12 protein-coding genes and 1 pseudogene are annotated in these 12,839 nt (G+C 42.2%); 12 read left to right on the forward strand and 1 reads right to left on the reverse strand.

All coding sequences use genetic code 11. From position 1 onward, the window contains the following. Positions 1–222: 222 nt before the first annotated feature. Positions 223–765, reverse strand: coding sequence for a DUF3267 domain-containing protein (locus CSV67_RS04000; RefSeq protein ID WP_099630352.1), 543 nt, complete (start codon positions 763–765; stop codon positions 223–225). A gap of 156 nt (positions 766–921) precedes the next feature. Between CSV67_RS04000 and rpsF the strand changes: the two genes are divergently transcribed. The 12 genes and pseudogenes from rpsF (at position 922) to CSV67_RS04060 (ending at position 12,797) form a co-directional block, all read left to right on the forward strand. Then, on the forward strand, positions 922–1,209 hold the full coding sequence (rpsF, locus tag CSV67_RS04005; RefSeq protein WP_085132250.1) for a 30S ribosomal protein S6: 288 nt from the start codon (positions 922–924) through the stop codon (positions 1,207–1,209). A 47-nt stretch (positions 1,210–1,256) separates the two neighbouring features. Beyond that, entirely contained in the window at positions 1,257–1,778 is a 522-nt protein-coding gene (gene ssb, locus CSV67_RS04010) for a single-stranded DNA-binding protein (RefSeq protein WP_099630353.1), read from the forward strand. A gap of 45 nt (positions 1,779–1,823) precedes the next feature. Continuing rightward, a complete protein-coding gene (rpsR, locus tag CSV67_RS04015) occupies positions 1,824–2,060 on the forward strand; it encodes a 30S ribosomal protein S18 (RefSeq protein WP_099630354.1) in 237 nt (78 codons plus the stop codon). A gap of 234 nt (positions 2,061–2,294) precedes the next feature. Then, complete coding sequence (locus CSV67_RS04020; protein ID WP_158232883.1) at positions 2,295–3,251, forward strand: DUF2232 domain-containing protein; 957 nt, start codon at positions 2,295–2,297, stop codon at positions 3,249–3,251. Between the two features lie 11 nt (positions 3,252–3,262). Then, positions 3,263–5,236 (forward strand): DHH family phosphoesterase, encoded by a 1,974-nt coding sequence (locus tag CSV67_RS04025; protein WP_099630356.1) that lies wholly within the window; start codon positions 3,263–3,265, stop codon positions 5,234–5,236. Further along, positions 5,236–5,682, forward strand: a complete 447-nt coding sequence (gene rplI, locus CSV67_RS04030) for a 50S ribosomal protein L9 (RefSeq protein WP_099630357.1) — start codon at positions 5,236–5,238, stop codon at positions 5,680–5,682. Before CSV67_RS04025 ends, rplI begins: the two co-directional genes overlap by 1 nt. A 24-nt stretch (positions 5,683–5,706) precedes the next feature. Continuing rightward, positions 5,707–7,056, forward strand: a complete 1,350-nt coding sequence (gene dnaB / locus CSV67_RS04035; RefSeq protein ID WP_369803139.1) for a replicative DNA helicase — start codon at positions 5,707–5,709, stop codon at positions 7,054–7,056. A 278-nt stretch (positions 7,057–7,334) separates the two neighbouring features. Beyond that, the gene (gene yycF / locus CSV67_RS04040; RefSeq protein ID WP_099630359.1) at positions 7,335–8,045 is read left to right on the forward strand and encodes a response regulator YycF; all 711 of its coding nucleotides are present in this window, start codon (positions 7,335–7,337) and stop codon (positions 8,043–8,045) included. A 6-nt stretch (positions 8,046–8,051) separates the two neighbouring features. Further along, entirely contained in the window at positions 8,052–9,875 is a 1,824-nt protein-coding gene (walK, locus tag CSV67_RS04045; protein WP_099630360.1) for a cell wall metabolism sensor histidine kinase WalK, read from the forward strand. Further along, positions 9,866–11,194, forward strand: a complete 1,329-nt coding sequence (locus CSV67_RS04050) for a YycH family regulatory protein (RefSeq protein ID WP_099630361.1) — start codon at positions 9,866–9,868, stop codon at positions 11,192–11,194. Before walK ends, CSV67_RS04050 begins: the two co-directional genes overlap by 10 nt. Further along, positions 11,181–11,993 (forward strand): two-component system regulatory protein YycI, encoded by an 813-nt coding sequence (locus tag CSV67_RS04055; protein ID WP_099630362.1) that lies wholly within the window; start codon positions 11,181–11,183, stop codon positions 11,991–11,993. The genes CSV67_RS04050 and CSV67_RS04055 overlap by 14 nt, the downstream gene beginning before the upstream one ends. An 11-nt stretch (positions 11,994–12,004) precedes the next feature. After that, a pseudogene (locus CSV67_RS04060) lies at positions 12,005–12,797 on the forward strand (MBL fold metallo-hydrolase). Positions 12,798–12,839: the final 42 nt, after the last annotated feature.

Genomic DNA, 12,839 nt, shown 5'->3' on the forward strand with positions numbered 1-12,839 from the left:
TTCCCAAGGGCTCAAAAGTCTATTATCACGTTACGAAACTTTGCGTCATCAATCTTAATTGAACCGCCGTATACCGAACGGTACGTACGGTGGTGTGAGAGGTCGGGAGTTAATCACTCCCTCCTACTCGATTTGAAGTTGGTTGAGTTCAAGAACGACTTAGACCCTCAGTGGAAAGTTAAGTAGGGGATACGAGGAGATGGCAACTCCAGCCTCCTTATTTCATTCAACAGGGTACACATACAACTTTGGTAGCTCTGGATCATCCCTCACTATGGCATCATCTGGAAACTTCTTCAATTCCTTGTACATCGCGAAATCTCCAGCTGCCCCGCCAATTAGCATCGCGCCTAACAGCAACAGCACACCGTCATTGAAATACAATGCACTAATGGCAGGCAACACACCCGTCATCCAAAAGGGCAGTAACAACGCTTTGCGAAAGCCTTTGTTGTCCATTAACTGATCAGCGGTAGCATACGCAACCCCCATCTTCAAATTGACGCCATACGCCATGTTCTTCCACGGCACATTACAAAAAATGCGGAAACCGAGCAAATGAAAAAACTCATGTATAACGATCAATAAAATATATCCGGCCAAAGCATAGACAAAATACCACACTGAAAAAGACAGAGATAGTCCACCTTGTAACAGACCACGGATTATTAAAAGTGCTATGAGCGGTAGGAGAGTGAGCCAAAGACTTTGCTTCGCTATTTTCTGTAAATCAAGCTCGACAATGACAGGCTGTTGTTCTTCCATGCGAGATCACTCCTTATATTCATTTAGTATAGTATATTGGTGGTTGATATTCCAATTGCAATGTGATAACATGTACTGATGTGAGTAATATTAAATTTACTTACTCCTTGCCCACTTGTAAAAGTAGGGCCCAAGTCCATAAGGAGGTGACTATTGATGAGAAAGTACGAAATAATGTACATTATGCGCCCAACTCTTGAAGAGGATGCGAAAAAAGCGTTGATTGAACGCTTTGATACTGTTCTAACTTCAAACGGAGCGGAAATCATCGAGTCGAAAGAGTGGGGCAAGCGTCGTCTTGCTTACGAAATCGACGACTTACGTGAAGGTTACTACCAATTAGTAACTGCTAACGCTGGTGCAGAAGCAATCGATGAATTTACACGTCTAGCGAACATCAACGAAGGTATCATTCGTCATATGACAATTCGTGTAGATGCGTAATCTGATATAAAGTTTAAAAATTTATGATGAGGGAGGTTTGATTCTGAATGATAAACCGTGTCGTTTTAGTTGGCCGATTAACAAAAGATCCTGAGCTGAAATACACACAGACTGGAATTGCTGTAACACGTTTTACATTGGCAGTGAACCGTGCGTTCGCTAATGCCCAAGGAGAACGGGAAGCAGATTTCATCACATGTGTAGCTTGGCGTAAACAGGCTGAGAATATCGCGAATTACTTACGAAAAGGAAGTCTAGCCGGAGTAGATGGTCGTATACAGACGGGCAGCTTCGAAGGTCAAGACGGTAAGCGTGTTTACACGACAGAAGTTGTTGCGGATAGTACTCAATTCCTGGAACCAAGAGGAGCCAATACAGAACGTCAGCAAACGCCATCTTATGGTGGGGGAGCGCCTTCTTATAACGCACCCTCTCAAGACCAGGGACAAGGATACAATAACCAGCAATCCTACCAACCGAATCAGCAAAATATGACACGTGTCGATAATGATCCATTCCAACCAGGCGGCGGTCCGATTGAAGTAACAGATGACGACTTGCCATTCTGATAGAACGGTTCACTTGATACGTAAATAGGAAGGAGGACAACAATTATGGCACCACGTCGTGGAGGTCGCAAACGCCGTAAGGTTTGCTATTTTACTTCTAACCACATTACGCACATCGACTATAAAGATGTAGATTTGTTGAAGAAGTTTATCTCTGAGCGCGGAAAGATGTTGCCTCGTCGAGTTACTGGTACAAGCGCTAAATACCAACGTAAATTGACGATTGCAATTAAACGTGCACGCATCATGGGACTACTTCCGTTTGTATCTGAAGAGCGGTAATATATAAACCGCCACTGACTGAGTTATTCAGTCAGTGGCGGTTTTTTATTTATCACGAAAGTCTTATATCCCAAAGTGCTTTATGCATCCATTTTACTGGAAACTGCAACTGCCTGTACTTTTGATTTCACATCGAATCATGATACAATTAGAAGGATGATTGTCACTTTATATGAATTTAGGAATGTAACACTTTGTCCTCTTATTATTGACAGGTGGCAAAAGAAGCAAAGAATGAATTGGGGCGTAGATATGCAAGATCAAGCAAGTAGAATTACGTACGGTGCGATGATGGTAGCACTCTTTGCCATATTACTGGCAATGACTTTATACGTACCATTACTCGGCTTATTGACAATATTGCTCGTTCCATTGCCCATTACGATTTATCGTTTGCGTTATGGCCGGACATCTACACTGATGATGGCGATGTGTACATGGCTTATCACATTATTGATTGGCGGTTTGCTTTCCATTCCAGCAGCAGTTGTATTAAGTGCTGTTGGATTCGTTATCGGTGATACCGTGCGGACGGGCAAGACGAAACTTTACGTATATATGGCAACAGGTGTCACATTGCTCATTTCATTGAGCCTATTGTATCTTGGTACTGTGTGGTTCATGAAAATTAATCCGATTGAACAGCTGATGCAACAATTTTCAACTATTCAGCAAGAAGCGCTTGTGATCATGTCGGGAATGGGAAATTCAACTAGAGATATAGAAAGAACCGTGGCAGAGGCATTCACGTATTATCAAACTATTGTGCCCTCATTGTTCATCTTATCTGTTTTTGTAACAGCTTATCTGTTCGTTATGCCAATTTTGGCGGTTGCAACACGTTTGCGTTTTGAAGTTCCTAAATTTGCTTCTTTCCTTACTATGCGCCTTCCACTTGCAACGTTATTGGTTTATCTAGCACTGCTGTTGATTTCCGTTTTGTCGCAGCCGGAACAAGGAACGACATTTTATCTACTGGAGGCAAATGCCATTCTCATCTTTAGATTCTTATTCTTCTTACAAGGTTTGGCGTTAATTTACTATGCATTGCGCAAGATGAAGCTTCCAATGATCGTCAATGTGCTAGCTACATTATTCGCCATGTTCCTCAGTCCCTTCACCGTAATGTTGGGTGTTTTGGATATCGCCATTAACATTCGTACATGGATAGATAAAGACAAGAGAGCGTAGGAGATGAGATAGTGAATTTAATTTATAAAAAACGCGGGATACGAATTCCATTAGCATTCTTGTCTTTACTCGGTGCGGTAGGTTCCGTACTACTAATGCTATTGAATTTTTGGGTTGGACTGTTTTTTGCCATCGCTTATGCACTCGCACTAGGCATCGCTTGGAAAGTAGAGAATGATAATTACCTGGAAACTGAGAAATATATTGAAACCTTGTCCTATCGAATGAAAAGGGTAGGAGAAGAAGCGTTGCTGGAATTACCAATCGGTATTATTTTGCTGAATGATAAGCAATTAATCGAATGGGTCAATCCATTTATTAACTCCATTTATCCTGACAAGACTTGGGTTGGGTCACAGCTTTACGAAATGAATGAAGCATTCCGTCAGGTGATCAGAGAAGACAGTGAGCAAGATGTCATTGTATTAAATGATCGCTCTTACCGTGTCTATTACAAACCAGAAGAGAAACTGATCTATCTATTTGACGTAACAGAACGTATGAAGATGCAATCCCTTTACTATGCTGATCGAACAACGATTGGGATTTTGTTGGTTGATAACTATGATGAATTGTCTCAGACGATGGACGACCAGACACGAAGCCAGATGAACTCCCTCGTTACTTCATTGGTCAATCAATGGGCAGATGAATATGGGATCTTCGTAAAACGAATTTCTTCTGAGCGCTTCTTGGCTGTTTTCAATGAAGGTACTTTAGAATTATTGGAGAAGACGAAGTTTTCATTGCTCGATACGATTCGTGAGAACACGTCTAAACACAGCGTATCTCTTACATTGAGTATTGGGGTAGGGACAGGTACTACGTCGCTTACAGAACTCGGTGAACTGGCACAGTCGAGTTTAGATTTAGTTCTCGGACGTGGCGGTGACCAAGTAGCTATTAAACACCATGATGGGAAACTTAAATTCTATGGCGGTAAGACAAACCCTGTTGAAAAGCGTACGCGGGTGCGTGCAAGAGTTATTTCACATGCACTACGTGATTTAATCCAAGATAGTGACCGCGTGTTCGTCATGGGTCACAAAATGCCTGACATGGATGCGATTGGTGCGTCGATTGGTGTACGCAAAATGGCAAAAATGAACGGTGTCGAAGGCTATGTCGTCGTTAATTTCGACCAGCTTGATGCTAGTGTCAGCCGTTTGATGGATGAAGTGCAGCAAGACGAAGAATTATATGATCACATGTTGATGCCTGAAGAGGCATTGGAATTGATGACGGAGCGTTCGTTGGTCGTTATTGTCGATACGCATAGGCCAAGCATGGTTATTGATGAGCGCGTACTGGACAAGGCACAGAAGGTTGTATTAATCGACCATCATCGACGTGGTGAAGAGTTTATCAATAACACTGTGCTCGTTTATATGGAACCATATGCATCTTCGACAGCGGAACTTGTAACGGAATTGCTGGAGTATCAGCCAAAGAACGAAAAGTTGACGATGTTGGAATCGACAGTGATGCTAGCGGGTATTGTTGTCGATACGAAAAGCTTTACACTTAGGACAGGTTCTCGGACATTTGAAGCCGCTTCCTATTTGCGGACGAATGGTGCCGATACCGTGCTAGTACAGCGTTTATTGAAAGAAGATATTGAGACATATATTGAACGATCAAAACTAATTGAGACTGTGGAATTTGTGGGCAATGGCGATATTGCGATTGCGCGAGGGCAAGAGGAAGTGGTGCACAGCTCTGTACTAATCGCACAGACAGCCGACATTTTGCTGACAATGCAGGGCATTTCCGCTTCATTCGTCGTCGCAAAGCGTGATGATGGAAAAATTGGTATTAGCGCCCGCTCATTGGGCGAATTGAATGTTCAAGTCATTATGGAAGAATTGGGTGGTGGCGGTCATTTAACGAATTCTGCTTGCCAATTAAGCGTAGATACGATGGATGAAGCAATCACTATGTTAAAGGACGTACTAGATCAATACGTTGAAAGGGGAAATGAATGATGAAAGTTATTTTTTTAAAAGACGTTAAAGGAAAAGGTAAAAAAGGTGAAGTGAAAGAGGTTTCAACTGGATATGCACAAAACTTTTTATTGAAAAATAATGTAGCAGTTGAGGCAACTCCAGGTAATTTAAGTAAGTTGCAAGGTCAGAAGGATCGCCAAATGAAAGATGCGGCTGCGGAATTGGCAGAAGCTAAAGAATTAAAAGAGCAAGTCGAAAAGTTGACTGTAGAGCTACAGGCGAAAACTGGTGAAGATGGGCGTCTATTTGGTTCTATCACATCAAAGCAAATCGCCCAAGCGTTAGAAAAGCAAAACAAAATTAAAGTAGACCGCCGCAAAATGGAATTACCTGAGCCAATTCGTGCACTAGGTTTTACAAATATTCCGATCAAATTACACCCTGATGTAACAGCGACACTTAAAGTGCATGTTACAGAAGAATGATAAGGAGATAATAGCTTGAACCAGATGATCGAGCGCACACCTCCGCATAACAACGAAGCAGAGCAGTCGGTCCTTGGGGCAATATTTTTAGAACCACAAGCACTGATTACCGCGTCTGAAATATTGTTGCCGGAAGATTTCTATCGAATCGCACATAAAAAGATTTTTGAAACCATGCTTATACTAAATGACCGTGGCCAACCAGTCGATTTGGTGACAATCGCCGAAGAGCTTAAAGTAAAAAATGAGCTTGAAGACGTTGGAGGTATTTCATATATCACAGAGCTTGCCAACGCGGTTCCGACTGCTGCAAATATTGTTTATTATGCTAATATCGTAGATGAAAAAGCATTACTACGCAGATTAATCCGCGTTGCAACGGACATTGTAGAAGACGGTTATACAAGGGAAGATGAAGTAGAAGCTTTACTTGGTGAAGCCGAGAAGAAAATGATGGAAGTGTCCAATCGGAAAAACGCCGGCGACTTCCGCCATATCAAAGATGTATTAGTGGAGACGTATGACAATATTGAGTTATTGCATACCCGTAAAGGGGACGTAACAGGTATTCCAACCGGTTTCCGTGATTTGGATAAGATTACGGCAGGCTTCCAACGCAATGATTTGATTATCGTGGCGGCTCGTCCGTCTGTCGGTAAGACTGCGTTTGCGTTGAACGTAGCACAAAACGTGGCAACGAAGACAGAAGAAAATGTCGCGATCTTCAGTCTCGAGATGGGTGCTGAACAGCTGGTCATGCGTATGTTATGTGCAGAAGGAAACATTGACGCGCAAGTACTGCGTACAGGTACCCTTGAAGCAGACGATTGGCGCAAGCTGACAATGGCTATGGGGTCATTATCAAATGCAGGTATCTTCATTGATGACACTCCAGGTCTGAGAGTCAATGAAATCCGTTCAAAATGTAGACGGCTACAACAAGAACACGGTCTCGGCATGGTGATGATTGACTATATGCAACTAATCATGGGAAGCGGTCGTGGTAGTGACAACCGTCAACAGGAAGTATCTGAGATCTCCCGCTCATTAAAAGGACTAGCACGTGAACTGAAAATCCCAGTCATTGCACTATCACAGCTTTCACGGGGTGTTGAACAACGCCAAGACAAGCGCCCTATGATGTCCGATCTTCGAGAGTCAGGGAGTATTGAGCAAGATGCCGATATCGTTTCCTTCCTTTACCGGGAAGATTACTATGACAAAGAAACTGAAATGCAAAACATGATCGAAATCATTATTGCCAAACAACGTAACGGCCCAACCGGTACTGTGACGCTGGCATTTGCAAAGGAATACAACAAATTCCTCAATATCGATTGGAGCCAGCATGAATCACCACCGTCTTACGAATAAAACAGCGCATCCTTCTTCTATGACCATAGAAAAGGATGCGCTGTTTTTCATCGTTTCAAGCAAGCTGTCCCTACCTGAAAAAGTGCGATTTTGCACAAATCGTGATAGAGTTAGAGGATATGGAATGATATATTTCAGCTGTAGAATAAGGTTGTAACCATAGAAAAAATAGATACGTGTTCGCTGTGCCACACAAGTGTATATCGTATAACTTTGTCGTGGAACAAAAACGTAGCAAAAAAATTTGATCGCCTAGTAGGGCGAGAAAGGAACAAATCATGCAAAATAAAACTATATTTATCGTAGACGATGAGAAACCCATCGCAGACATCATAGAATTTAACTTGAAAAAGGAGGGCTTCAACGTCTTTTGCGCATACGACGGTGAAGATGCGATCAACCGAGTAGAAGAAATTCAGCCGGACCTTATGCTTCTTGATATTATGCTTCCTAAACGTGATGGCATGGAAGTCTGTAGGGAAGTACGAAAAAAGCATGATTTCCCGATCATCATGCTGACAGCAAAAGACTCAGAAATTGATAAAGTCTTAGGGCTTGAACTAGGCGCAGATGATTATGTCACGAAGCCCTTTGGTACAAGGGAGTTAATTGCCCGGGTCAAAGCCAACTTGCGTCGTCATGCAAGAACTATAGCGGAAGATCAAGAAGAAGAAACGAACGATATTACGGTGGGTCAACTTGTCATCCAACCGGATGCGTACTACGTTCAAAAGCGTGGAGTGACAATCGAACTGACACATCGTGAATTTGAATTATTGTATTACCTGGCAAAACATATCGGTCAGGTGATGACACGTGAGCATCTACTACAAACGGTATGGGGTTATGATTATTTCGGCGATGTACGAACAGTTGATGTAACGATTCGACGTCTTCGGGAAAAGATTGAAGATACACCGAGCCATCCAAATTGGATCGTCACAAGACGTGGGGTAGGTTATTACTTGCGTGACCCGGAACAGGAGTAAGCCACTATGCATAAAGTAGGTTTTTTCCGGTCGATTCAAGTCAAATTTGTCTTGATTTACGTCCTGCTTATACTTGTATCCATGCAGATTATCGGGCTGTATTTTGCTCGTGAATTGGAACAAACACTAAAAGATAACTTTACGAATTCAATTGTAGACCGGATGAATTTAGTCGAGTTCAGTGTGCGAGAAGAAATTACAAAAAAACGTAAAGACAATGATCCTACACTAGAACAAAGCTTAAAAAATGTCTTGGTCGAGTTCACATCAGATGACATTATTGAAATACGGGTTATAAATCCAAAGTATCGTATTCTAGCAACATCTTCATTCGAAAATCAGATGAGGGTAGGGCAACATTCGACCAATGATAATGTGCGAAAGTCCATAACGTCAGAGACTATGAAAGATGTTGTGACGATTGATCCGCAATCTCATAATCGCGTGCTTTCCTTAGCCAAACCGATCTTTGATGGCAATGAAATTGTGGGTTCGCTCTATGTAGAAGCCAATATTGAATCCGTTTTTCAACAAATTGAAGAAATCAATAGGATATTGGCGGGGGCAGCAGCCGTCTCCCTTACCATTACCATACTAGTTGGGATCTTCATTGCCAGGGCATTTACCCGGCCAATATCAGACATGCGAAGACAAGCGCAGGCGATGGCAAAAGGGAACTTCACCCGAAAGGTTAAAGTATATGGTTCGGATGAGATGGGTCAGCTAGCCATCGCATTCAATCACTTAACTAACCAGCTGCAAGAATCACAGTCGACTACTGAGAGCGAAAGGCGAAAGTTAGCCTCAGTTCTGGAAAATATGACGGACGGCGTCATTTCTACCGACCGTAAAGGACGAGTTAGCCTAATTAATGACTCCGCCCTGCAGATGCTTGGAGTAACGAACGATCTTGTCATAAATCGCCCCATCGCCAGTATTCTCGGTATAGACGATGAGTTTACGTTTGAAGAGCTAATTCAGATGAAAGAATCAATTCCACTGGATTTTAGTACAGAAGATCAGGCATATATTTTACGTGCGACAATTTCCGTTACCCAGCGTGAAACAGGATTTGTAAACGGCTTGATTGTCGTATTGCACGATAATACCGAGCAAGAAAAAATTGATATGGAACGTCGGGAGTTCGTGTCAAATGTTTCACATGAACTGCGAACTCCACTCACTACAATGCGCAGTTATCTAGATGCATTGGCAGAAGGGGCTTGGCGCAATGAGGAAATTGCTCCAAACTTCTTACATGTTACGCAAAATGAAACCGAGCGAATGATCCGTCTCGTAAATGACTTACTAAAACTCTCACGTATGGATAGTAAAGAATATGAATTGAATAAAGAATGGGTGGAATTTAACCGATTCTTTAATGCGGTTATCGAGCGTTTTGAATTTTCCAAGTCGCAAAATGTACGATTCACACGGAATTTGTATTCAAGCAGTCTATTTGTGGAGATCGATACCGATAAACTAACGCAAGTACTAGACAATATTATTTCAAATGCCTTGAAGTATTCGCCAGATGGTGGGGAAGTTCGCTTCGGTGTAACGATATCAGGTGACTATATTAAAGTGATGATTTCAGACGATGGAATGGGTATACCAAAGTCCAATGTCAATCGAATTTTCGATCGTTTCTATCGCGCAGATAGAGCTCGTTCCCGTGCACTTGGCGGAACCGGTCTGGGCCTCGCAATCGCTAAAGAAATGATCGTGGCGCATAAAGGAGATATTTGGGCACAGAGTGAGGAAGGAAAAGGAACGACAATTTTCTTCAAGCTACCATTTGAACAACAAGAGGATGGTGAGTGGGATTGAAATACATCGAAATAATTAAATCCATTGTATTGTTGTTGCTCGTCTCACTGAGTGTCCTGTTTACCTTTGAGGTTTGGAACTATTCACCGAATTATGAACCAATGGAACAACTACAGACTGTGGATATATCCATTTCTGAGAAGAAAACAATCGATGAAATCATCAAGCCATATAAAATAATTACCACTTTAAAAGATCAGGTACTAGGTTCTACAGATACCGAAAAAATTGACAGAATCCTGAGAGAAATGAATACATGGGAATTATCTAATCTACAGCTAGTTAGACAGGACATGAATAAGTTTAATATTGCACAAACCTTGCGGCAACCGAGTCAAATGGCGCTCTACTTCACGGGGGAAGTGCCCATGTTGGTCTATGACAATGTATTACCAGTCGACGACGTGAATATTCCCGAAGCTACCTTTAATCGTCTGGTCATTGACTGGAGTCAATCTACACAAGCGCCAGTTATTCATTTACTGAGTGAAGTGAGCGGCTTGCATTATCAGGTGCAGGTGACGCTGCCGAATAAAACAAGCTTTTTGCGTAACGTAGTGGATGTTGGTCAGTCATTCGATGAATATGCAGAAATTGATCGTGGCAATGCACCATTTCTTGCGGTGCCAAAAGATCCAATAACCATTATGCGTAATACGTATTACCAGGAAGAAATCAATCCATTACGTTTCCGTGATGCATTGTTCAGTGACCCTAACGCCGTACGACGTAATCAAGTGAATCCAACCAATGAAGAATACGGAGACGATCACGCGTTCATGAATGTCGATACCGAGATTAAAAGGTTGAGTTATGTCATGCCTGCAGTAGAGAGTCAGGAGTTCGCGCTACCTTCGGAGTTATTGCTGAATACTATCGATTTTATCAATGAACATGGTGGCTGGACGGATGAGTTCCGCTATGCCTATATGAATCCCTATTCCCGTTATGTCCGGTTCCAACTATATATTGATGGTTTGCCAGTCTTTAGTGATCAACCAGGCATAAGCGAAATCACGGAGACATGGGGAGATATGCGTGTATTCAAATATATACGTCCTTATTACACATTAGATGTGAACATCGAACCGGTACAAGAGAAACTACCTTCAGGAGTGGAAGTGGCGGAGTCTTTACGTGAATCGGAAGAGCTAAACTTTGATTTGATTGAGGAAATCACTCCCGGTTATTATATGATCCATGATATAGAACGCAAATTAATTATTTTACAACCTTGCTGGTATTACCTTATCAAGGATAACTGGTTTCGCCACGCTCCAGAAGAATTGCAAGGAGGTGGCGTAATTGGATTGGAATAGAACCAAAACCATCTTTATTATCGTCTTTTCCATTCTAAATGTCTTCTTGTATTGGCTCTATTTAGACAGACAAATGAGTGTCGGAAGTATGCAGAGTCTCGGGAAAACATCGATTGAAGAAACATTGGCGCTAGAGAATATTACGTATGAACCCATTCCTTTCACTAAAAAAGATGTTTCGTATTTATCAGCTCATATTGCCACCTTTTCCAATGAAAAGTTAAAAGGGTTAAGTAACCAATCATTTGTCTTGATTGAAAAATCACGATTACTGTCCCATATGAAAAAAGCAGTAAAAGTAACCGAAGGAAAAGGCGAATATTACTTTGACGAGTTCTTAAGGAAGTATGTGCTCCACGGCGAAGATTACGTGCTATGGGATGTAGACGAAGAGGAGCAGAGCGCTGTATTTTTCCAACGGGTAAAGAACGAAACTATCTTCTACAGTCCGAATGCCATGCTCATCATGCACTGGGGTAAAGATGGCGAAGTGACGCATTACGAACAAAGTATGCTCGACGAATTCTTAAGTTTTAATCATAAAAAGGATTTACTATCGCAAGACGATGCGGTCTCTTCGCTTGTTACACGTGGCTATTTAAAACCCGATTCCACTGTTATGCAAGTCAAGTCAGGTTATTCAACACTTGTTCAACTAACGGAAACTCAAGTATTTGCACCGACGTGGAATGTTCAGGTAAAATTGAAAGATGGGACGATAGAAAATTACTTCATCAATGCGATTGAAGGAAAGGTCATCGAGTTCCAATCGGATATAGTAGAAGAATCGACAGAATAGGAGTTTTCCACATGCGATTTAGCATTTTGGCGAGTGGCAGTACAGGCAACTCGATATATATAGAGACAGATGAGCATGCTTTTCTAGTAGATGCCGGCATGAGCGGTAAGAAAATTGAAGGTTTGCTCGGATCGATCAATCGCTCAATGAAACAAATTGACGGCATTTTCGTCACACATGAACACAGTGATCATATTAAAGGAATCGGCGTACTTGCCCGGAAGTATAAAACGCCAATCTATGCCAATGCCAAAACGTGGCAGGCGATGGACGGACTTGTAGGGGAGATTCCCGTTGATCAGCGTTTTCACTTCGACATGGAAACGGTGAAAACATTTGGCTCACTGGATATCCAGTCATTTGCGGTATCCCATGACGCAGCAGACCCAATGTTCTATACGTTCAATGAAGGTAATCGTAAACTTGCGATTATTACTGACACAGGCTATGTTAGTGATCGTATGAAAGGTCATATCCAAGGAGCTGACAGCTTTGTATTTGAAAGCAATCATGACGTCAGCATGCTACAGATGGGCCGTTATCCGTGGTCCATTAAACGTCGTATACTAAGTAAGTGACGTGGGCCACGTATCGAATGAGGATGCAGCTGTTGCAATGAGTGAAGTAGTAGCTCAAAAAGAAGCGCATATTTATTTAGCCCATCTTAGCTTAGATAATAATATGAAAGACTTGGCGCGCATGAGCGTAGCACAGACCCTTGAAGACTGCGGTATTCGTGCAGGGGAATTTGTCCACTTGCATGACACGGATGCATCAGAATCTACAGAGCTTGTGCTAGTCTGAAGTAAATGCGAAAAGCCTTGCTAAATTAGTGAGGCTTTTTGC

Origin of the sequence: Sporosarcina sp. P2 (assembly GCF_002743255.1) — a bacterium.
Taxonomy (GTDB): Bacteria; Bacillota; Bacilli; order Bacillales_A; family Planococcaceae; genus Sporosarcina.